At 64.8% G+C, this 21,188-nt stretch carries 23 protein-coding genes; 12 read left to right on the top strand and 11 right to left on the bottom strand.

The window, feature by feature from the left end:
- Positions 1 to 133 precede the first annotated feature (133 nt).
- Positions 134 to 430 (bottom strand): co-chaperone GroES, encoded by a 297-nt coding sequence (groES, locus tag GGD65_RS23720; RefSeq protein WP_018321905.1) that lies wholly within the window; start codon positions 428 to 430, stop codon positions 134 to 136.
- 315 nt (positions 431 to 745) lie between these two features.
- Between groES and GGD65_RS23725 the strand changes: the two genes are divergently transcribed.
- On the top strand, positions 746 to 1,267 hold the full coding sequence (locus tag GGD65_RS23725) for a hypothetical protein (protein ID WP_026202636.1): 522 nt from the start codon (positions 746 to 748) through the stop codon (positions 1,265 to 1,267).
- 190 nt (positions 1,268 to 1,457) lie between these two features.
- On the opposite strand, the gene GGD65_RS23730 is transcribed toward GGD65_RS23725, so the two are convergent.
- Complete coding sequence (locus GGD65_RS23730; RefSeq protein ID WP_026202637.1) at positions 1,458 to 2,243, bottom strand: protein phosphatase CheZ; 786 nt, start codon at positions 2,241 to 2,243, stop codon at positions 1,458 to 1,460.
- 315 nt (positions 2,244 to 2,558) lie between these two features.
- Between GGD65_RS23730 and GGD65_RS23735 the strand changes: the two genes are divergently transcribed.
- Positions 2,559 to 3,368, top strand: a complete 810-nt coding sequence (locus GGD65_RS23735) for a L,D-transpeptidase (protein WP_183236782.1) — start codon at positions 2,559 to 2,561, stop codon at positions 3,366 to 3,368.
- 643 nt (positions 3,369 to 4,011) lie between these two features.
- On the opposite strand, the gene GGD65_RS23740 is transcribed toward GGD65_RS23735, so the two are convergent.
- The 6 genes from GGD65_RS23740 to GGD65_RS23765 all read right to left on the bottom strand — a co-directional run bounded on the left by GGD65_RS23740 (position 4,012) and on the right by GGD65_RS23765 (position 10,184).
- A complete protein-coding gene (locus GGD65_RS23740) occupies positions 4,012 to 4,848 on the bottom strand; it encodes a DUF2076 domain-containing protein (RefSeq protein WP_183236783.1) in 837 nt (278 codons plus the stop codon).
- A 115-nt stretch (positions 4,849 to 4,963) separates the two neighbouring features.
- Positions 4,964 to 5,809 carry a ChbG/HpnK family deacetylase gene (locus GGD65_RS23745; RefSeq protein WP_183236784.1) on the bottom strand — a complete coding sequence of 282 codons (846 nt, stop codon included), beginning with the start codon at positions 5,807 to 5,809 and terminating at the stop codon, positions 4,964 to 4,966.
- On the bottom strand, positions 5,806 to 6,843 hold the full coding sequence (locus GGD65_RS23750) for a glycosyltransferase family 2 protein (protein WP_018321909.1): 1,038 nt from the start codon (positions 6,841 to 6,843) through the stop codon (positions 5,806 to 5,808). The genes GGD65_RS23745 and GGD65_RS23750 overlap by 4 nt, the downstream gene beginning before the upstream one ends.
- Before the next feature lie 98 nt (positions 6,844 to 6,941).
- The gene (gene hisG, locus GGD65_RS23755) at positions 6,942 to 7,919 is read right to left on the bottom strand and encodes an ATP phosphoribosyltransferase (RefSeq protein ID WP_018321910.1); all 978 of its coding nucleotides are present in this window, start codon (positions 7,917 to 7,919) and stop codon (positions 6,942 to 6,944) included.
- A gap of 3 nt (positions 7,920 to 7,922) precedes the next feature.
- Entirely contained in the window at positions 7,923 to 9,074 is a 1,152-nt protein-coding gene (locus tag GGD65_RS23760) for an ATP phosphoribosyltransferase regulatory subunit (RefSeq protein WP_183236785.1), read from the bottom strand.
- Positions 9,075 to 9,425: 351 nt separating this feature from the next.
- Positions 9,426 to 10,184, bottom strand: a complete 759-nt coding sequence (locus GGD65_RS23765) for a 16S rRNA (uracil(1498)-N(3))-methyltransferase (RefSeq protein WP_183236786.1) — start codon at positions 10,182 to 10,184, stop codon at positions 9,426 to 9,428.
- A 210-nt stretch (positions 10,185 to 10,394) separates the two neighbouring features.
- Here GGD65_RS23765 and GGD65_RS23770 point away from each other — a divergent pair, with 210 nt between their 5' ends.
- Entirely contained in the window at positions 10,395 to 11,057 is a 663-nt protein-coding gene (locus tag GGD65_RS23770; RefSeq protein WP_018321914.1) for a hypothetical protein, read from the top strand.
- A 141-nt stretch (positions 11,058 to 11,198) separates the two neighbouring features.
- The gene (ubiA, locus tag GGD65_RS23775; RefSeq protein ID WP_183236787.1) at positions 11,199 to 12,152 is read left to right on the top strand and encodes a 4-hydroxybenzoate octaprenyltransferase; all 954 of its coding nucleotides are present in this window, start codon (positions 11,199 to 11,201) and stop codon (positions 12,150 to 12,152) included.
- 112 nt (positions 12,153 to 12,264) lie between these two features.
- On the opposite strand, the gene GGD65_RS23780 is transcribed toward ubiA, so the two are convergent.
- On the bottom strand, positions 12,265 to 12,783 hold the full coding sequence (locus GGD65_RS23780; RefSeq protein WP_018321916.1) for a DUF6101 family protein: 519 nt from the start codon (positions 12,781 to 12,783) through the stop codon (positions 12,265 to 12,267).
- A gap of 265 nt (positions 12,784 to 13,048) precedes the next feature.
- On the opposite strand from GGD65_RS23780, the gene GGD65_RS23785 reads away from it, so the two are divergent.
- From GGD65_RS23785 to GGD65_RS23815, 7 genes are all read left to right on the top strand, one after another.
- On the top strand, positions 13,049 to 14,467 hold the full coding sequence (locus GGD65_RS23785) for a TldD/PmbA family protein (RefSeq protein WP_183236788.1): 1,419 nt from the start codon (positions 13,049 to 13,051) through the stop codon (positions 14,465 to 14,467).
- Complete coding sequence (locus GGD65_RS23790; RefSeq protein WP_183233347.1) at positions 14,454 to 15,272, top strand: 3'(2'),5'-bisphosphate nucleotidase CysQ; 819 nt, start codon at positions 14,454 to 14,456, stop codon at positions 15,270 to 15,272. Before GGD65_RS23785 ends, GGD65_RS23790 begins: the two co-directional genes overlap by 14 nt.
- A 63-nt stretch (positions 15,273 to 15,335) precedes the next feature.
- On the top strand, positions 15,336 to 15,578 hold the full coding sequence (locus tag GGD65_RS23795; protein ID WP_018648410.1) for a DUF4170 domain-containing protein: 243 nt from the start codon (positions 15,336 to 15,338) through the stop codon (positions 15,576 to 15,578).
- The gene (locus GGD65_RS23800; RefSeq protein ID WP_018321920.1) at positions 15,575 to 16,294 is read left to right on the top strand and encodes a lysophospholipid acyltransferase family protein; all 720 of its coding nucleotides are present in this window, start codon (positions 15,575 to 15,577) and stop codon (positions 16,292 to 16,294) included. Before GGD65_RS23795 ends, GGD65_RS23800 begins: the two co-directional genes overlap by 4 nt.
- A complete protein-coding gene (locus tag GGD65_RS23805; protein ID WP_183236789.1) occupies positions 16,257 to 17,591 on the top strand; it encodes a 3-deoxy-D-manno-octulosonic acid transferase in 1,335 nt (444 codons plus the stop codon). The genes GGD65_RS23800 and GGD65_RS23805 overlap by 38 nt, the downstream gene beginning before the upstream one ends.
- Positions 17,584 to 18,600, top strand: coding sequence for a tetraacyldisaccharide 4'-kinase (gene lpxK, locus GGD65_RS23810; RefSeq protein WP_183236790.1), 1,017 nt, complete (start codon positions 17,584 to 17,586; stop codon positions 18,598 to 18,600). Before GGD65_RS23805 ends, lpxK begins: the two co-directional genes overlap by 8 nt.
- Before the next feature lie 311 nt (positions 18,601 to 18,911).
- Positions 18,912 to 19,247, top strand: coding sequence for a GYD domain-containing protein (locus GGD65_RS23815; RefSeq protein ID WP_018321923.1), 336 nt, complete (start codon positions 18,912 to 18,914; stop codon positions 19,245 to 19,247).
- Between the two features lie 372 nt (positions 19,248 to 19,619).
- Here GGD65_RS23815 and GGD65_RS23820 read toward each other — a convergent pair whose 3' ends face one another.
- Entirely contained in the window at positions 19,620 to 19,817 is a 198-nt protein-coding gene (locus tag GGD65_RS23820; RefSeq protein ID WP_084674967.1) for a hypothetical protein, read from the bottom strand.
- A 508-nt stretch (positions 19,818 to 20,325) separates the two neighbouring features.
- Between GGD65_RS23820 and GGD65_RS23825 the strand changes: the two genes are divergently transcribed.
- Positions 20,326 to 20,634 carry a hypothetical protein gene (locus GGD65_RS23825; protein ID WP_026202638.1) on the top strand — a complete coding sequence of 103 codons (309 nt, stop codon included), beginning with the start codon at positions 20,326 to 20,328 and terminating at the stop codon, positions 20,632 to 20,634.
- Positions 20,635 to 20,773: 139 nt separating this feature from the next.
- On the opposite strand, the gene GGD65_RS23830 is transcribed toward GGD65_RS23825, so the two are convergent.
- Positions 20,774 to 21,001, bottom strand: coding sequence for a DUF2093 domain-containing protein (locus tag GGD65_RS23830; protein WP_018321926.1), 228 nt, complete (start codon positions 20,999 to 21,001; stop codon positions 20,774 to 20,776).
- Positions 21,002 to 21,188 lie beyond the last annotated feature (187 nt).

The raw sequence follows: 21,188 nt of genomic DNA on the forward strand, positions 1-21,188 counted from the left end.
GTGTGTGGTGATGTGTCTGCCGCTCGCCCGTCGCATCAATTCCGGGATTCGTGGACCGAACCCGGCGGAATGATGGATGCCCGGATCGCCTGGATCCGGGCATGACATTCAGCGGCTGTTCAGGCGGATGGCCTTAGGCCAGTACGCCCATGATGTCCGACTCCTTCATGATCAGGAGCTCTTCGTTGTCGATCTTGACCTCGGTGCCCGACCATTTGCCGAACAGCACGCGGTCGCCGACCTTGAGGTCGATCGGGGTCAGCTTGCCGGTCTCGTCACGGCCGCCGGGGCCGACGGCGACGACCTCGCCCTGGGACGGCTTTTCCTTGGCGCTGTCCGGAATGATGATGCCGCCCTTGGTCTTTTCCTCGGCGTCGATACGTTTGACCACGACACGGTCATGCAGCGGACGAAATTTGGATTTAGCCATGACGTTTCCCTTTGGAGGCTCGCTTCGGAAGTAGTGAAGTGGGTGGGGCGGCGCTTCCGTCCGCCCCCTATCCCGAGGATCGAACGGCGTGCTTAGCAATCGGGCTTTCCGAGTGCTAATAGTGGGCCCGGAAATATGGCTTGGCCGCGATCCTGTCAAGCAAAGGTGGTTAAGCGATTGGTGAGGCGGATATAGGATGGTGGCACTGGAAACTTGTTCGGGGCGCCGACGTATTAAAGGACGTCATTGCTCCGGCAGCGGTTTTGCGCTTGGCTGCAGGAGGGGTGCGGCCATGGTCTTGTTCGGGGGAATGCCATGATCAGTTCAGCTCACGCGCGCACGGTTGCCAATCTGGCCGCCGCCTCTTGTCTGGCGCTGCTGCTGGGCGCCTGCGGCGGCGGCATGAGCCTGCCGTCCTTCTCGTCGTCCTCGCCGCCGCCCGAAGCCGAGCCGGGCGTCGCGCCCGAAATGCCTGCGACCATTCGCGCCGACGAGATCGTCGGACGCTGGGGCCTCGCCTCGTTCCAGAACCCGGCCGACCGTGCCCGCACCGAGGCTGCCGCCCGGGCCCAGTGCAAAAATCCCTACGTGATCACCGCCGGCTCCTCCGGCGGCGTGATCATGCATCTGGCCGACCAGGCGACGCCGCAGGAGCTGCGGCTGAAGGGCTCGCCGAGCGGCAAGAACTACATCGGACCGGCGGGTCCGACCCCCGGCGAGCAGGACCGCGAAATCATCTCCTTCGACGGCCGCGTCCTGATCACCCGCTTCATCGACAAGGACGCCGCCACCCGCTACGGCAACATGGTCTACGTCCGCTGCGCGCCGCGGGCGTAGCTTCTCGCCTACGTCATGCTCCGCGACAGCGGGGCATCCAGTACGCCGCGGCTTCTCGGTTCAATCACTGCTGCCTCTGGAATGCTGGATCGTCCGGTCAAGCCGGACGATGACAGCGGAGAGGATGGTCCCAAAAAGCAAAAACGCCGGCCAAAGGCCGGCGTTTTGTTTTTCTCTATCTGGCGTCCGCTCAGTCGAAGAGCGCGTCGATGTCGTCCTGCGAGGCGTGGCCGACGTCGCCGGCGAGCTTGGGGCCGTTGAGAAGCTTGTCGTCCTCGCTGCGATTGTCGACCGGCGGCACGACGTGGGACTTGATGGCGTCGACGCCGCCCCAGATCTCCATCATCGCATTGATGTGCTGCTCGATGAACTTCATCGTGGTCATGACCTTGCTGATGCGCTGGCCGGTCAGGTCCTGGAAGTTGCAGGCCTCGAAGATCGAGATGACGCGTTCCTGGATGTCGTCGGCGAGCCGCTTCTGCTGGTCGATCGAGTCCACCTTGGACATTGCGCTGGCGGCCTGGTCGATCGATTCCGCGGCTTCGAGGATCTGCTGGGTCGCCTGCTCAGTGCCGCCGACCACCGCGCCGAGCTCGCCATTGACCTTGGCCATTTCGCCGCCGTCAAAGCTCTTGCCGTGCAGCGTTGCGATTTCGCGCTTGGTGCGGTCGATGGCGTCATGGATGAGGTCGAGCTCGACCTTCAGCTTTTCGCACTGCTCGATCTGGGCCCGATAGGTTTCGAGCATGGTACGAGCCTCGGAGAGCTCGTGGGCGGTGGAGGCGTCGATCGCCGCCATGGCTGCGCTGCCGGACAAGGGCAAGGGCGCAGCGCCTTTCGCCATCTGTGCACGGATCGCACGTAGCTCGGCCATGATCTCGCTATGCATCGGGATTGCCTCTTCGGTTACGTCCAAAATCGGCATCTCGCCACCAGCGATATCCTCGACGCGAAAACGTTTGCGGTGAACAGCCATCAGGATACTCCCCCCACCTCACTCACGCGTCTTTGTAGGCAGAAGCGATTTAACACGAAGTTCACGGCAGGAACTGTTGTGCGGCTGCGCGCGACGGCGCGCAAAGAAGCGATTAACCATGCGCGCGCGGCGTTCATCGAAAATAAACGCTGATCGCCAAATTGCCCCGCTGCTGACGACGTGGTGAATCCAAACGCCGTTTCTGTTTACCAAACAAAACGGCTTTTGCCTTTTATTGACCACGTCGAGGGGCGCCGGACAGCCATCAGCTCCCACGGCGCATGTGATCGAGACGAAACAGTACAGAGTACGTCGATGTTCAAGAAAATGTCTGTCGCGCTGCTCGGCAGCGCTTGCACCTTCATTGCCGGCGCAAACAGCGCCAGCGCCTTCGACAATTCGGTGCCGAACGATCCGCCCGCGGTGCTCTACCAGCCGCAGGTGCCGCCGGCGCCGGTGCGCGTCGCCTCCAATGCGAACATGGGCGGCGGCTTCATCGAGTTCCTGTTCGGCGACGGTCCCGGCCGCGGTCCGGCCTACGCGCCCGAGCGGCCGGTCTATCAACAGCAGCCCGGCTATTACGACCAGCGCCGCCTGCCGCCGATGGGCGAGCCGCAGCAGGGTGGATATCAGCAAGGCGCGGTTCAGCAGGAGACGGCCGACCCGCGGCAGCGTCCGTTCGATCCGAGGTTCGAGAAGCAATCTGTTGACTATAGCGGCAAGGAAAGTCCCGGCACCATCGTGGTCGATACCCCGAACAAGTTCCTCTATCTCGTCGAGGGCAACGGCAGGGCGATGCGCTACGGCATTGGCGTCGGGCGTCCCGGCTTCACCTGGTCCGGCGTGAAGGCGATCACGGCCAAGCGCGAATGGCCGGACTGGACGCCGCCGGCCGAAATGCTCGCCCGCCGCCCCGATCTGCCCCGGCACATGGAAGGTGGTCCGGAGAACCCGCTCGGCGCCCGTGCGATGTATCTGGGATCGACGCTGTATCGCATCCACGGCTCCAACGAGCCCTGGACCATCGGCACCAACGTCTCCTCCGGCTGCATCCGCATGCGCAACGAAGACGTCATCGACCTCTACGGCCGCGTCAATGTCGGCACCAAGGTCGTCGTGATGTAGCCCGGCGCTCGCTGCGAGCCGTCAACTCCGCGTGTCGCGCCGGCTCGCGACGCGCGGCATCGAAGGTGTTGCGTGCCGCCGGCGTACGTCCTCCGGCTAAGGTCTAGGCTGGCCGACGATGCCCCGTCGAAGCCAGACGAGGGGCAACAGAGCAGCGACGACGCGTTGACGAATGGGAAAGCGATGCGCGAGCGGAGCGCTTCAATCGCCGCGCCGACAGCTCGGCCTTCTTGACGAGCTCGTGCAGTCCCTCCAACTCCGACAACTCGGTGATGAGATGAGTTGTCACGTTGGTCAGGGTGGCGATGCGCTGCTGAAGTGGACTCATTTTTAAAACCCCGACTATAACCAAGAGAGGCAACCACATCGGTGTGTGGCATGAGCAACGTGTTCTTCCAGTTGAACACCCATGTCCGCATTTGGAAATCCGGGAGTCTACGGCTGCGCGTGTCAGATGCCGATTTGATTTGTCATGGTGAATTCAGGCACGTCGGGTAACGTTCAGCCAGTCCAATGACGCTGCACATTAGTCATACTATATCGAACGTCCCAGCTGCTTGCCGTCGCACAAAAGGCGCTCGGGGCACGCTCTAAAGAAAACGGCCGCCGAGAGGCGGCCGTCCGCATCTTTCGGGCGAATTGCTCACGCGTAATCGCTGCCGCCATCGTCGTCGCCGCCGAAATCGCTGTCGTCGGCCACGTCCATATTGCCGTCGTCGTTGTTGTCGCCGTAGTTCTGGTCGTTGTCGTTACGATCGTTGTTCGCCTGGTCGGAGAAGCTCTGGCGAGACTCGCGGTTCGAGCCGATGTCGTTGAGGCCGGCATCGCGCGCGAGCGAGCCGCCGGACTGATCGCTGCCGCCCCAAGGACTTCCACCAGCGCCGCGGTCGCCGAGGGCATTGGTGTCGCCAAAGGCCTGCTGATGCGATCCGCCCATCATGCCGCGGATGCTCGAGAGCAGCAGCGAGCCACCGACGACGCCGGCGGCAGCTGCCGCCGCGGTGCCGAGGAACGAGCCGCCGCCACCGCCCATCGGCGGTGCGCCATAACCCTGGCCCGGGCCCTGACCTGGAGCTTGGCCTGGACCTTGGCCGTAAGGCGGCTGACCGTAGCCCGGTTGCGTCTGCTGCATCGCTCCGCCGCTGTTCCAGACCGGCCGCGCGTCACGCGGCGGCACGTTCGGAACCGAGCCGCGCGAGGGGCCTCCGCCGAACAAGGTGTCGCGCATGGTGTCGAGGAAGCCGCCGGACTGTGCCTGCTCGGGCCCATGGGCCGCTTCCAGCTCCTGGATGCGGTTATGGGCGCGCTTTAGCGCTTCATCCTGCAGCAGCGTGGTCTGCACCAGCGCATAGATCGCGCCGGGTGCCTTGCGCAGCCCGTCCGAGATCGCGGCGATCGCGTCGGGATCGCGCGGTGCGTTTTCCAGTTTCGAAAGCCGGTCGAAAAGGTCGTCGACGAGCTGGCGTTCCTGCGGCGTCATGATCAGTCTCCCTCGCGCAAAACAAGCGCGAAGCAGATGTAGGGTTCCATTGTGGCCCCAACAGTGCCGGCCGGATTAAATTTCGGTATGCGACAAGCTGCCCCGCGGCTTGCTGTCATCCCAGCGTGGCGCGGCTGTCCGCCAGCAGACGCGCGAAGGCGTCGCCGGCCAGATAGGCGTGCTCGCGTTCGCGGACATCGGTCATCGGATCGAGGCCGGCGAGGACATCGTCGACGAAGCCGGGATGGCACATCACGAGGCCGCCATCCGGCAAGCCTTCCAGGAATTGCCGCATCAGCTCGCCAAAATCGGCCGCCCGCGTGAAGTCATAGGCGCCGGCAAAGCCCGGGTTGAAGCTGAGGCCGGCGCTGCCGGCACGGCGGCGGAATTGGGCGCTGAGGATGTCGAGCACGATGGCCTTGGGTGAGGCCAGCCGCTGCCTGAGCGGCAGGTCGCGGCCGCCCTGGCGCACCCAGGCGTTCGGCGCGCCTTCGCTGACCGCATCGACGAAGCCGTCGCGCACCTGCGGATAGAGCTGCACATGCTGATGGCCGTCGACGAAGTCAGGCGCGCACCCGAACGCTTCGGCAAAGGCGGCGAGCTGCGCCTTCACCTCGTTGCGGACGAATTCGCGGTCGAGCCGCCGCAAAATGCCCGCGCGCAGCAGCTTCGGAAACGGCATGAACATGTCGCCGTCGAGCGGACGAAAATGCATGGTGAGGGGGCGGAACGGCGCCGACAGCGTCACGTGCAATCCGATCGCGCAGCGCGGGCTCGTCTTCGCCGAGGCCTGGAGCGCCTCGACCTCGCTGCGCGCGATCGCAGGCCCCACCATCATCACCGAGGTGGCGTTGAGACGGCCGCGTTCGATCAGGTCGCGGATGGCGCGGTTGACGCCCGGGCTGATGCCGTAATCGTCGGCACAGAGCCAGATCCGCCGCAGGCCCGCGGCCGCGCTCATTCGGCGGCCGTCCTCTTCGCGGCATCGTCGGCTTCGAAGTGCTTTTCACTATGCTCGGCGACGAAGTAGATCGGGCGCGCCTTCAGCTCGGACAGGATCTTGCCGATATATTCGCCGACGATGCCGATCATGATGAGCTGCACGCCGCCGATCGTCATCAGGCCGATCACGAGCGAGGGATAGCCGGGCACCTGCTTGCCGGTCGTGAACACCTCCCAGAGGATCGAAAGGCCGAACAGGAAGGCGCCACCGGCGAGAATGACGCCGAGCAGGCTGGCAAAGCGCAGGGGGGCGACCGAAAACGAGGTCAGGCCCTCGATCGACAGGCCGAGCAGGCTTGCGGCGTTGAAGGTGGTGACGCCGTGGGCGCGTGCGGCAGGCTCGTAGTCGACGCGGATCTGGCGGAAGCCGATCCAGCTGGCGAGGCCCTTGAAGAACCGGTTGCGCTCGGGCAGCTGCCTGAGCGCTGTGACCGCGCGCGGTGACAGCAGGCGGAAGTCGCCGGCGTCCTCGGGAATCTTCTGCCGGGCCCCCCAATTGATCAGCGCGTAGAAGCCGTGCACGGCGACCCGGCGCAGGAAGGTCTCGTTGTCGCGATGCGCCTTGGCGGTGTAGACGACGTCATAGCCGTCATCGATCCAGTGCCGCACCAGCTGTTCGATCAGCGCCGGCGGATGCTGGCCGTCGCCGTCCATGAACATGACGGCGCCGAGCCGGGCATGGTCGAGGCCGGCCATCAGCGCCGCCTCCTTGCCGAAATTGCGCGACAGCGACACCACCTGGACGTCGATCGCGTCGGCCGGCAGCGAGCGGGCGATCGCCAGCGTCGCATCCTTGCTGCCGTCGTCGACATAGACGACCTCGCAAGCCAGCCGATAGCGCTCCCGCAAGGTCTTTGCGAGATCGCAGATGCGCTGGTGCAGGGCGGCAAGGCCCGCCGCCTCGTTGTAAACGGGGACGACGATCGACAGTCCCTTCGCGGCTGCGGTGCCTGCGGTCGTCGTCATGCCGGAAACGTCAGAGCCCAGCGTCATCGATCAAGGTTCCAGAGGCGTTCAAAGTCATCTCAACAGCATATGGTAGCCGCCATTTGCTGTCGCAAAGCTGAACGAAAAGCCGAACGTCCCAGGGCTCACCGCCGCAGGAACGCCTCGAGCTTGGCGAACAGCGGGTTCTCCCGGTCGAACACGTAGTCGAGCGAAACCACCGAGACGGTTTCGGCGCCATGCTCGCGCAGGAAGCTTGCCAGCGCATAGAGCTGCCCCGGTGGGCAGTGCAGCGTCAGCATGCCTGACGAGGTCGGCCCGCCGAACGGAGCCTCGACGCCATACCGGCTGTGGGCTTCGCCGAGCAGGGCGGCGTCGCATTGCCGGAAGCGGGTGCGGACCTCGCGATATTTGTTGGCCCGCGCCCTTGCTGCGATGTGATCGAGGATGACGCGCGCGGTCTCCCGCGCCTGCGGCGTCCAGTCGGCCTCTTTCGAGGCGACCAGATTGGCCTGGCTGCGCAGGATCACGCCGTCGTCGAGCACCCGCAAGCCGTTGGCGGCAAGCGTCGCGCCCGTGGTGGTGATGTCGACGATCAGCTCGGCGCTGCCGGCCGCCGGCGCGCCTTCGGTCGCGCCGCTACTCTCGACGATGCGGTAATCGGTGATGCCGTGGCTCTGGAAGAAGGTGCGGGTGAGGTTGATGAACTTGGTCGCGACCCGCATCCGCATGTGATGCTGCTCGCGGAAGCCGGTGGTGACGTCGTCGAGGTCGGCCATGGTGCGAACGTCGATCCAGGCCTGCGGCACCGCGACGACGACGTCGGCATAGCCGAAGCCGAGCCCATCGATCAGCGACACGCGCTTGTCGGCGTCCGCGATGTTCTCGCGCACCAGGTCTTCGCCGGTGACGCCGAGATGCGCAAGACCGCGCGACAGTTGCGAGGCGATCTCGCTCGCCGAGAGATAGGCGACCTCGACATGGTCGAGGCCTGCAAGCGTGCCGCGATAGTCGCGGGCGCCGCCGGCCTTCGACAGCTTGAGGCCGGCACGGGCGAAGAAGGCTTCGGTGTTTTCCTGAAGGCGACCCTTGGAGGGAACGGCCAGAACGAATGGCGCGCTCATGACTTAAGCTCCCACCTTGCGGCCGATCTTCGTCAGCGCGTCCACCCAGACCGAGAAGCCGACCGCAGGGATCGGTTCAGGCGATCCCAGCTGGGTCATCAGCCCGTCATAGCGGCCGCCGGCAACCAGCGGCTCGGCGCCGTTGCCCCGGTGGTGCAGCTCGAATTCGAAGCCGGTGTAATAGTCGAGCCCGCGCCCGAACGCGGTCGAGAAGCGCGTCTGCTTCACGTCGATGCCGCGCGCCGCCATGAAGCCGACCCGGCTCTCGAACTGGTCGATCGCAGCCGTGAGGTCGAGCTTGGCGTCGGCAGTGAGCGCGCGCAGCTCGGCGATGGCATCGTCGGGATTGCCTGCGATCGTCAGGAAGCGCTTGAGCACGGTGATCGCCTCGCGCGGCAGCGCGCCGCCCTTCAGCGTCGATTGCTCGAGGAAGCGATCGGCGATCTCGGCCGTGGTGCGTCCCCCGACATTGGTGGTGCCGGCGATCGACATCAGATCGGTGACGAAGGCGAGCGCTGCCTTGCGGTCGGAGCCGGCGAGGGCGGCGAGCACGCCCTCATATTCGCTGCGGGTCGCCGTGGTCGCGGCCGCCAGCCGTTCCAGATCCTCTTCGAGGCTGATCTTGCGGTTGAAGTCCTTGACCAGGCGGCGCCGCCAGACCGGATAGAGGTCGAGCGCATCGAGCAGCGCATTGAACAGCGCCACGTCGCCGGTGCGGATCTCGACGTCGCGGACACCGAAGGCCGCGGTTGCTTCGAGCCCGAGCGCCAACGTCTCGGCGTCGGCGGCGGCGCGGTCCTGGCGGCCGAATGATTCGATGCCGGCCTGCAGGAATTCGCTGGCCTGGCCGCTGCGGTAGCGGAACACCGGGCCGAGATAGCTGAACCCGGCCGGCTGGCCGGCACGACCGGAGCTCAGGTAGTCGCGCGCCACCGGAATGGTCAGGTCCGGGCGCAGGCACAGCTCCTCGCCCGTGAGGTCCGTGGTCAGGTATAGGCTCTTGCGGATATCCTCGCCGGAGAGGTCCAGGAACGGCTCGGCCGGTTGCAGGATGGCGGGCTCGGCCCTGACGTAACCGGCCTGCGCGAACGACAACAGCAGCGTATCCGCCCAGGCGGCGGAGCCGGCAGCATTTGAGGTGGCAGTCGCGGTCATAATTGGGGTCCATCGTCCCGGTGGAACCGGGCAGGCAAGGGGAGGCAAGCGAATTGCGCAGCCCTTAGCATGGTCGATGCGCGGTTTCGACCTCCAAAGGATCAATCGCTTAATGGACGGGCAATGGACGTTCTCGACGCGCGAGGGGAGCCACCTGGGCCGCCGCGGGCTCGCTCAACCTCTCCCGCTTGCGGGGGAGGTCGGCGCGAAGCGCCGGGTGGGGGCTCTTTCCGCTAGGGGAATTTCTCCCTAAGCCTCAGACAATCCCGACGCGGAGGCACCCCCACCCCAACCCTCCCCCGCAAGCGGGAGAGGGGGCGCGTCTCCCCTGCGGCTGCCAATCGAGCCTTGTCAGATGCCGGTCTTGCCACCCCAATCACCCAGCACCGCCTGCACCAGCGCCAGCGCGGCCACGGCGGCGGTATCGGCCCGCATGATCCGCGGGCCGAGCGCCAGCCGGAGGATCTTGGGCTGCCGCAGCAGCAGGGCGCGCTCCTCTTCGGCAAAGCCGCCTTCGGGGCCGATCAGCACGTCGATCCCCTGTCCGGCCTCGCGGGCGTTTTGCAGGCTTTGAACCGGGTTTTGCAGCTCCGCCGCCTCGTCGCAGAAGATCAGCAGGCGGCCCGCGGGGCGCTGACTGAGATACCGCTCCAGCGGCACCGGCTCGGCGACCGTGGCGATGCTCAGGATGCCGCATTGCTCGGCCGCCTCGACGACATTGGCGCGCATCCGCTCGGTGTTGACCCGGGAGGCCTGGGTGAACCGGGTCAGGACCGGCTGCAGGCCGGCGGCGCCCATCTCGATGGCCTTCTGGACCATGTAATCCAGCCGGGCATGCTTGAGCGGGGCGAAAACGTAGGCGACGTCAGGCAGCCCGTCCTGGGGCCGGGTCTGCTGCAGGATCACGAGGCCGTCCGGACGCTTGCGACCTTCGATGGCGGCCTGCCACTCCCCGTCGCGGCCGTTGAAGGCCAAAACCTCGGCCCCGGCGGCAAGCCGCAGCACATTGCCGAGATAATTGCTCTGGTCGCGGTCGAGCGGGATCCTGGCGTCCTGGGCAAGGGGAGCGTCGACGAACAGGCGGGGAGCGCGAAAATCGTGGGAGGGCATCGTTCAGGAGTCCGATTTGGGGCCGTTCTTAACCGAAAGCAGCCTTTCCGGGGGTAAATATTGCCGAAATGGTGCGTCCCCGCGCCGCGCTATTGCCCTATTCAACGGGTTGTTAAGCGCCGGCGGGAATCGTAAAAACGCGAACACGCTGGTTGCGCTTCAATTGGGAAGACGCTGAACCCCGTAGCTCCTGCCGGAGAGACTATCCTGATGATCCGTCATTTGATGGTTCCGATCACTGCCGCCATGGTCACCCTGAGCACCGCGGGCGCCTATGCGCAAAGCGCCTTCCCGGCGCCGCTGCCGAACCAGGCCGCCACCAGTTCCGCGTTTCCCCCGGTGAACGGCTCGGCGCCGACCGCTTCGGTCGGCACGGCACCGCAATCGTCCTTTCCCGTGAACGGCGCCGCGCCCGTCGGCGGCGCTGGCGCATTCAGCGCGGCCCCGCCGACCCAGGGCGGCCCCGGCGAGGACTGCATGAAGGCTTTCATTCCTCTGCGCGAGGAAGCCGAGAAGCGCGGCAAGCTGATCAAGGCCGCGAGCGACCGTCATGCGCCGCCGGACGAAGCCTGCAAGCTGATCCGCAATTTCAGCCAGGCTGAGACCAAGATGATCAAGTACATCGAGTCCCACGCCGCCAAATGCGGAATCCCGCCGCAGATCGGCGCGCAGATGAAGGACGGTCACAAGAATACCGAGGCCATGGCGACGAAGGTCTGCAACGTCGCGCAGCAGATGCAGAACCAGCCGCGCGGTCCGGCCGGCCCGTCGTTGAGCGAGGTGCTAGGTTCAGGCTCGGCGCCTGAGGCCAATGCCGGCAAGAAGGGCGGCAGCACCTTCGACACGCTCAACGGCAACGTCCTGACCCGATGATACACGTGCCGCCGATTTGAAGTTCCTACGGTGTTTGCCGCGAGATCCTCATGAGAACTTCAATTCGATAAGCGGCACGTGAATTATAGTTTCTTGCTAGTGCCCTTGTAGTTTTCGAAGTTCGTACCGGGATACGCCGCGATGGAATACGAACTTCGAAAACTGGACACTAGCACATCCGCCCGCGTTGCCGATTCCACCGGCAACTGGGTTGATACGCTGGCGCCGCCATGGGCGCGGCCCTATTTGCGATTGTCCCGCTTCGATCGTCCGATCGGCTCCTGGCTGCTGTTGATGCCGTGCTGGTGGTCGGCGGCGCTCGCGAGCGGCATGGCGCATGACGTCCGCGGACTGCCGCTCACCATCGTGCTGTTCTTCATCGGCGCCTTCGTGATGCGCGGAGCGGGCTGCACCTGGAATGACATCACCGACCGCGACCTCGACGACAAGGTCGAGCGCACCCGCTCGCGGCCGCTGCCGTCGGGGCAGGTGAGCACGAAGCAGGCGCTGGCTTGGATGGTCGTGCAGGCGCTGATCGGCCTTATCGTGCTGCTGCAGTTCAACCGCTTCGCGATTGCGACCGGCATCGCCTCGCTCCTGATCGTCGCGATCTACCCCTTCATGAAGCGCATCACCTGGTGGCCGCAGATCGTGCTCGGGCTTGCCTTCTCCTGGGGCGCCCTGATGGGATTTGCCGTCACCTTCGGCCGCATCGACGTCACCGCGATGGTGCTCTATGCCGGCGCGATTTCATGGGTGATTGGCTATGACACGATCTACGCGCATCAGGACGCCGACGACGACGCGCTGATCGGCATCAAGTCCACCGCGCGCCTGTTCGGCGCGCATACGCACCAGGCGCTGATCCTGTTCTACGGGCTCGCTGTGATGCTGATCGGTGTCGCGCTGGCCTCAGGCGATGCGCGCTGGCCGGCCTGGCTCGGGCTTGCCGCCTTCGCCGCGCACCTGGCCTCGCAGATCGTGCGCTTGCGGATCGATGATCCCGAGCTGTGTTTGCGCTTGTTCAAGTCGAACAGGGATGCGGGTCTGTTGCTGTTTGCAGGATTGCTCGCCGACGCGGTGATGCGGGCGTAGCTCCCGTAGGGTGGGCAAAGGCGCACTTGCGCCGTGCCCACGAGCTCTCAATGATTGACAAAAAGGTGGGCACGCTTCGCTTTGCCCACCCTACGGCACCTGTGAATGCCGTTTAATTCCTCGCGATGATCTCGCGTTCTTCGCGATGAACCGACAGCTCCCGCGCCATCGCAACACGGCGGCGCATCAGGAATTTCGGACGGCGGGCGCGGATCGCATTGGCGCGGCGGCGGCGGGCCGCGGGCTTGCGCGCGCCTTCGTCGAGCTGCGGAAGCGCGAACAGCTCGCTCCAGATCGCCAAGGCCTCGACGAGCTCCTCGCCGTCGGCGCCGACGAGCAGCGGAACGGAGAGCGAGGGATCGCGATGCACCAGGACGATGGCCTGCGCTTCGTCATTGCCGCGCAGTGCGACGCCTGTGAAGTCGCTGACGCGGACGTTGATCGCCATCTGCATGCCGCGAACGGCACGGCGAAGCACGACGCGTTCGCGATGAAGCTCGATCTGCCTGACATGTCCGTCGGCGCGCGGATCGTGCGCATCGAAGCGGACCGGAAGGGAAAGGGGGTCGAGCCGCAGAGAGCGGCTCGACCCGGCGGGAGCGACCCCGCATGTTGCTGTTTGACGCCTCACGGCTTTAGTTCTCCCCGCCGGGATTATGTTCCCGGTCGATGCGAGGACCTTAGCGCGCCGCTTTCCGAAACCGCTTAAAAAGGCTGGTTAACCCACCGTCACTGCTGCTCATGATTGACAAGACCTTGGCGCGCATGATTGACGAGACGTTGCGCCAAAGGTGCGAATCTGAGCTTTTGGCGGGCTGAAAATGCTTGAAGTCCGCGCGATCAGGGCACATCTGTGGGTTCCGGTCCCGAACCCCCGCCCCAACAGGATTTCGTTCGTGAACTCTTCACCATCCGCAAGCTCGACGCTTTCGTCCAAGGATTCCTCCAAGAGGTCAAAGGCCAGCCGCGACCTGTTCGACCAGTCCGCTTTGTCGGATCTGGCGCAGCGGCTGGTGGAGGCGGCCAAGCGCGCCGGCGCGGATGCGGCCGACGCGGTCGCGGTGCGCGGCGTCTCGCAAGGCGTCGAGGTGCGCGACGGACGCGTCGAGGAATCCGAGCGCTCCGAGGGCGACGACGTCGGCCTGCGGGTACTGGTCGGCCAGCGCCAGGCGGTGGTCTCGACCAACGACGTCAGCGGCGATGCCGTGACCAAGCTCGCCGAACGCGCGGTCGCTATGGCGCGCGTCGCGCCCGACGACAAATATGTCGGGCTCGCCGATCCCGCGCTGCTCGCACGCGACTTCCCCGATCTCGATCTGCTCGATCCCGATGTGCCTGCCACCAGCGAGCTCGAGCGCCGCGCACTCGCGGCCGAAGCTGCCGCGCTCGCCGTGAAGGGCGTCACCAAATCCGGCGGCGCCTCGGCCTCCGCGGGCATGGGCGGCATGGTGCTGGTCACCTCGACCGGCTTCCACGGCTCCTATTTGCGCTCCAGCCAGGGCATCTCGGCCACCGCCATCTCGGGCGAAGGCACCGGCATGGAGCGCGATTACGACTTCACCTCGGCGCCGCATGGCGCGGACCTGTTGTCGCCGGAGATCGTCGGCCGTTCCGCCGGCGAGCGCACCGTGGCGCGCTCCAATCCGCGCAAGGTCGAGACCTGCAAGGTGCCCGTCGTGTTCGATCCCCGCGTCGCCGGCTCCCTGGTCGGCCATGTCGTCGGCGCCATCAACGGCGCCTCGATTGCGCGCAAGACCAGTTTCCTCAAGGACAAGCTCGGCCAGCAGCTGTTTGCGAAGAACATCCGCATCATCGACGATCCCCTGCGCAAGCGCGGCCTGCGCTCGCAGACGTTCGACGCCGAAGGCGTTGCCGTGAAGAAGATCGCGCTGATCGACGAGGGCGTGCTGACGACCTGGCTGCTCGACTGCGCCACTGCGCGCGAGCTCGGCCTTGCCACCACCGGCCACGCCCATCGCGGCGTCTCCTCCTCGCCTTCGCCCGGGCCGTACAATTTGCATCTCGAGCCTGGCACACCGAGCCCGGCCGAGCTGATCGCCGACATCAAGCAGGGCTTCTACGTCACCGATCTGATCGGCTCCGGCGTGAACGGCGTCACCGGCGATTACAGCCGCGGCGCCTCCGGCTTCTGGATCGAGAACGGCGAGATCACCTATCCCGTCAGCGAGGTGACGATCGCCGGCCATCTGTTCGAGATCTTCAAGTCGATGCAGCCCGCGAACAATCTCGAGTTCCGCTACGGCATCAATGCGCCGACGGTGCGCATCGAGGGATTGACGCTTGGCGGACGTTGAGGCGAACGCCCCGGGCGAGACCATCCTGACGCGCGACGCGGCCCTGCTGCAGGATACGGTGCGCGAGGCGGGTGCGCTGGCGCAGTCGATGTTTCGTACAGAACTGAAGAAGTGGACCAAGGGCGCATCCTCGCCGGTCTCCGAAGCCGACATTGCCGTCAACGACCTGCTCGAAGCGCGCCTGCGCATCGCGACGCCGGATTACGGCTGGCTCTCGGAGGAGAGCGCCGACGACGCTGCCCGGCTGTCGCGGCGGCTGACCTGGATCGTCGATCCCATCGACGGCACGCGCAACTATCTCAACGGCCACGACGATTGGTGCGTCAGCGTCGCGCTGGTCGAGGATGCCGCGCCGGTGCTGGCCGCGGTGTTCGCGCCGACGAGCGGCGAGTTCTTCTTCGCCGCACGCGGCCAGGGCACCACGCTCAACGGCGCAGCCGTGCAGGCTTCGCCCGGATCCGCGCTCGACTTCTCCCGCATCGCAGGCCCGAAACCGATGGTCGAGCGGCTCAACAGATCAGGCGGCGAGATCAAGCTGCATCCGCGAATCGGCTCGCTCGCGCTGCGCCTGTGCCGGGTCGCCCATGGCGCGCTGGATGCGGCTTTTGCGGGGGGCAACAGCCATGATTGGGACCTTGCGGCGGCCGATTTGATCGTGCAGGAAGCCGATGGTAGGATGAGCGACCTCTCCGGAGAACCCATCCTCTATAACCGCCGGGAAGTGGCGCACGGGGTGCTGGTGGCAGCGGGACGCGATCGTCATGCGGGCATTGTCGCGCATTTTCGAAACCGCCCCTTGGCCTAAAGCGCTTTTCGTCGTGCTCGTCGAACACTGCTTTTGCCGGGCAGCCCGTTAGGAACAGAACTCATGCCAGATAGTGCCCCGCAACAACTGCTTCACCTCGTCATCGGCGGTGAGCTCGTCGATCTCGAGCACAACACCTTCAAGAATCTCGACGACGTCGAGATCGTCGGCCTCTATCCGAATTATGCGACCGCCCATGCCGCCTGGCGGGCCAAGGCGCAGAGCACGGTCGACAACGCGCAGATGCGCTATTTCATCGTCCACCTCCACCGGTTGCTCGACCCGAATCAAGAACCGGCGCGTTGAAAAAACTGCTTCGCAATACGCTGCGAAGCAGCTTCGTTCAGCGTGCCGTCGGGGTCCTGGCGGCCGAATATCTGCGTCTGGTCTGGCGGACCAACAAATTCACGTTGGATCCGCCCGACGTCTATGCGCAGGTTGAGCCGCAGCTCCCTGCGATCTTCGCGTTCTGGCACGGCCAGCATTTCCTCACGCCCTTCATCAAGAACCAGAACAAGGCTTCCTATCGCGCCAAGGTCCTGATCTCCCGCCACCGCGACGGCGAGTTCAATGCGATCGCCGCCGAGCGGCTCGGCATCGGCACCATCCGCGGTTCCGGCGATCATGGCGGCGCCTTCCACCGCAAGGGCGGGGTCGGCGCCTTCAAGGAAATGGTGCGCACGCTCCAGACCGGTTGTAATGTCGCGCTGACCGCCGATGTCCCCAAGCGCTCGCGCGTGGCCGGGCTAGGCATTATCATGCTGGCACGGGAATCGGGGCGGCCGATCATGCCTTTCGCGATGGCGACCAGCCGCTTCGTCCGGCTCAAGAACTGGGACCGCACCACCATCAATTTGCCATTCGGGCGGGGCGCATTGGTCGGCATCAAGGAAATCCACGTTCCCGCAGATGCCGACGCCGCCATGATGGAAGCGTTGCGGCAGGAGCTGGAAGACACGTTGAACGAGGCGACCCGCCGCGCCTATGCGCAACTCGGCCGCCCGGGACCGGAAGATGCCTAATTCGTTGCCGATGACGCTGCGGATGTATCAGCGGCTGGCCTCCGGCCTGGTGCCGCTTGCGCCGGCGCTGATCAAGCGGCGGCTGAAGCAGGGCAAGGAGGATCCCGCGCGCGTCGGCGAGCGGCGCGGCCTGTCCCGGGACGTGCGGCCGCATGGTCCGCTGGTCTGGATCCACGGCGCCAGTGTCGGCGAGGTGCTGGCCGCTGCGGCGCTGGTCGAGCGGTTGCGCGATCTCAATCTGCGCATCCTGCTCACCTCGGGCACCGTCACCTCGGCCGCCGTGGTCGCAAAGCGGTTTCCGCCCGACGTCATCCATCAATACGTGCCGTATGATTCCCCGCGCTATGTCGCGCGCTTCCTCGATCATTGGAAGCCGTCGCTGGCGCTGTTCATCGAATCCGATCTGTGGCCGAACCTGATCCTGGCGGGCGCTAGCCGCCGGGTGCCGATGGTGCTGATCAACGGGCGGATGTCGCCGCGCTCCTTCCCGCGCTGGCGCCGCATGCACGGCACCATCTCGGCGCTGCTGTCGCGGTTCGACATTTGCCTGGCGCAGTCGAAGACCGATGCCGAGCGTTTCTCCGCGCTCGGCGGCCGCGACGTCGTCACCACGGGCAATCTCAAGCTCGACGTGCCGGCGCCGCCGGCCGATCCCGCCAAGCTCGAACGGCTGATGGCGATGACGCGCGGGCGCCCCATCATCGTCGCGGCCTCGACCCACCCGGGCGAGGACGAGATGCTGGTCGCGGCGCATCGCAGCCTCGCCGGCTTCTTCCCGCAGCTCCTCACCGTGATCGTGCCGCGCCATCCCGATCGCGGCTCCTCGATTGCTGGCTTGATCACCGCCTCGGGCCTGAAGCCGGCATTGCGCTCACGCGAGGAGCTGCCGACCGCGACCACCGACATCTATGTCGCCGACACCATGGGCGAGCTCGGCCTGTTCTACCGGCTGTCGCCGATCGTGTTCATGGGCGGATCGCTGATCCGCCATGGCGGCCAGAACCCGATCGAGGCGATCAAGCTCGGTGCCGCGATCGTCCATGGCCCGCACGTCTTCAACTTCGCCGATGTCTATGAGGCGCTCGACGGCAGCGGCGGTGCGCGCCAGGCCGACACGCAGGAGGCGCTGGTCAAGCAGCTCGGCCAGCTGCTGGCCGATCCCGCCTTGCGCGACAAGATGCAGCGCGCGGGCAGCGGCGTGGTCGAGGATCTCGGCGGCGCACTCGATCGCACCATGATCGCGCTCGAGCCGTATCTGCTGCAGCTGCGGATCGAGATGGGAGCCGCCAATGCGTGAGCCGGCCTTCTGGTACCGGCCACGTTCCCTCCAGTCGTACGTGTTATGGCCGCTCGGAGCGCTCTATGGCGCAATCACCGAACGGCGCATGCTGCGCAAGGGCGTGGATGCCGGCATCCCCGTGATCTGCGTCGGCAATTATCATGTCGGCGGCGCCGGCAAGACACCGACCGTGTTGGCGCTGACGAAGCTTTTGCGCGAGCTCGGCGAGACCCCGGTGGTGCTCAGTCGCGGCTATGGCGGACGCCTGCAGGGCCCGGTCATGGTCGACCCCGCGCGCCACACCGCGTCCGACATCGGCGATGAGCCCTTGATGATGGCGCGCGACGTCCCGGTCGCGGTCGCGCGGGATCGCCTCGAGGGTGTCGCGCTGGCGAAGTCGCAAGGCGCCACCGTCATCCTGATGGACGACGGTTTCCAGAACCCGCGCCTGGTCAAGGACACTTCGCTGATCGTGATCGATAGCGAACGTGGCCTCGGCAATGGCAAGGTGTTTCCGGCCGGCCCGCTGCGCGCGCCGCTGAAGACGCAGCTCGCGCGCACCGATGCGCTGGTGCTGATCGGCGACGGCCGTGCCGCCAACGATGTCGCGGCCGAGCTTGCCAAGCGCGACAAGCCGGAGCTGCGCGCGCGTCTGAGGCCGGACGCCGGGTCGGTCGCAAGACTGTTGGGCAAGCCGGTGTTCGCATTCGCGGGCATTGGCGATCCCGAACGATTCTTCCGCAGCTTGCGCGCCTGTGGCATCGAGGTCGCGCGCACGCGCGCCTTCGCCGATCATCACATGTTTTCAAACGACGAGATCGCAGCGCTCGCAGCGGAGGCGCAGCGCGAGCAGCACACGCTGGTGACGACGGAAAAGGATCTCGCGCGCCTCCGCGGCCGCGAGGGACTGCCTGCTAGCATCGTGCCGTTCGCTGTGCAGCTCGAATTCGATGATCCGACAGCGCTCCGGCAATTGATCAGCGATCATCTCTACAAGGCGCGCGAGCGGCGGTTCAGCAGGCGATGATCTCGTTTGGTGGGTAAGCTAGTCCGCCGTAGCCAAAGAGCGGAGGATGGAAAAACAATTCATCCATCGCCATGCGGTATTCGACAACTGATCGGGCGACATGTCGCGGCTGATGAATTCTCTTCCGCACGTTCGGGAGTTGATGTAGCCTTTGATGAGAGCCGTCACCGGGACGTGCCGACCTCCCGGAAATCATCGACGGCGTTTATGCCCACGGCGGGCAGTACCTTCATCACTCAGATGCAGCGGCCGTAACGATCAGTTCGGAACGGCAGGGAAAATCATTGCCAAAAACCAGAGGAGAACATGCCATGCATTTTTGCCTCACCGGACAATACACCCCACGCGCTCTCAATGCCATTTTGGAGAATCCCACCACCGATCGCCAGGAGGCGGCACGAAAGCTCATCGAAGCGGCCGGCGGAAAGCTGCTTTCGATGTACAGCGTTGCGGCCGACGGTCCAGGCGTTTTGGTAATTTTCGATGTGCCTGATCCGGGTGCGGCGCCGGCCATTTCCGGCCTGACCGTCACCGCAGGCACCCTGCAGAATGTGAAACTGACCAGGTTGTTCACGCAGGACGAGATCAAGCAGGTCCGCCAGAACGCGGCGAAGCTGCGTTCTTCGTATACCCCGCCCGGAAGCTGACATCAGGATCTGAAGCGCGATGCGATGAGGATGAATCGTCATCGCGCTTTAGGTTGTTGTTTAAGCATGATCTTTTCGGAAAACCGCTGCGCACTTTTCCGGATCATGCTTTAGAGCTTCGGTTCTAATTGAATCAGAACCGAAGCTCTGGATTCCCGTTCTTGGCGCGTCGTCTTCACGCGTACCGGTATCGCAATTCAGCAATCAGTCGTGCTCACCACGCCCCGACGGCCATTAATCCAATAATGGTCAGGCACGAGACGCAGGCTACCGCGACGGTATAGCATTCGGGTGTATTCATTGCTCACTCCCAAACTGTTGCCAATTGCTTGGTCACTGCTACGCGGGAGAGATCGCCGGTCGCGGGCCACTTCAATGCGGCAGGCCGTGAACGGTCTTGCGATGTGCGTCCGTCCTCTCATCGTCAACCTGATCCGCAGGATGACGAAGCGCTTCGAGAGCTTCGGAGCGTTCAGCTGCGATCAGAAGCTGTTTGCGCATTTCAGCGAGACGGGCGCGACAATATTCACGATAGAGCAAGTCCAATATGGTGGGCATGATCACCCCCATCGTTTGACTCTCGATTTACAGATATTCCACCGCAAATTTTCGAGGTGATCGTAGCCCGTCGGATGGCTCTTTCGATATGAGCCCGTTCACAGACTGCGCCAATTCCAAAGCTCGATGGCTGTTTGGTTGACTTGATTGTCTGTGCGATAAAAGGAACAGGGCCAATCACCTAACGAACACTGTAGCAGCTCTCTGTTTCAACAAGACTTCGTCAAACAACTTAAGGGCGCCGGATTGCAACAAAGAATCCAACCACAACGCGAAATGACTAACTACGGAGTGCAAGTATTCTTCGATGCAACGCGGATCGGCACCACGGAGATCTTTTCCTCGGTGAGACTCGCGGTTCAGGTGCACGCGAACATCGTCTCCATCCCATGACGCGAAAAAAAGCTGCACCGCTCGCGCCACGCCGCACTGCTACGCTTTGCCTGCCCTGCAGCAGCCTGCCATTCAGGCGACATTCATCGCAAAACGCCTATCGGTTCCCGACGATCAGGAGAATTCGATGAAACTGCCGTCTGCGACCGTTGCCGCCAGCCTTGTGTGTCTGATCGTTGCGCCCGTCTTCGCGCAAACTCCCGCGCCGACAGCAAGCCCGACCGTCACCGTGCCGGTTCCTGCGACCAAGCGCGTGACGTGCCTTGCGACGACCGCGAGCCTGAAAGGGCAGGACAAGCGCGACCAGCTGCAGCTCTGCATGGCGCAGGCGCGGCTCGATTGCCTGAAGCAGGCGATCGATCAGAAGGTCGTCGGCGAAGCCAGGAAGAGCGCGATCAAGACTTGTGTGGGTGCGGATGGTCCCGAGCAGCAATAGCAGAACGACGCCAAGCGTTCGGTCTCGTAGGGTGGGCAAAGGCGCAAAGCGCCGTGCCCACGGTCTCGTCGCAATCAAGACGAACAACGTGGGCACGCTTCGCTTTGCCCACCCTACGAGAGTTACGAGAGCGGAAAGCTCATTGCTGCGGTTTCGGCGCGCCGGGGAAATGCCGCTGCAGCACGGCGGCGGGTGTGGCGTAGGCCTCTTGCAAATCCACGCTCCAGTACTTCAGCTCGTCGAGCGGAATCCGCGTGTCGGTGATGGCACAGCGCACGAAGGTCCCCGGCGAGATCACGCGGAAGTCGCCGTCGAGATATTGCACTTGCGCTTCGCCATGGCCCGAGGGGCCGAACTTGTTCAGCACGGTCGAAAGTCTCCGTGGAAGGCCGCTCCGTGGAAACCCTGGAGGGCGATGTGTTGGACGGGATGTAGCATAGATAGGGCGGCTTGTCCGCCCGGTAAACCCACCGGTTTGTGATGTTTTGCCGCCGTTTCCGCGTGATAGTGCTTGGGCGAAGGATCGCTGGTTCCGGCATCTCCTGTGGCAGAGT

This window comes from Bradyrhizobium sp. CIR18 (assembly GCF_014198295.1).
In the GTDB taxonomy this organism is placed as follows: Bacteria; Pseudomonadota; Alphaproteobacteria; order Rhizobiales; family Xanthobacteraceae; genus Bradyrhizobium.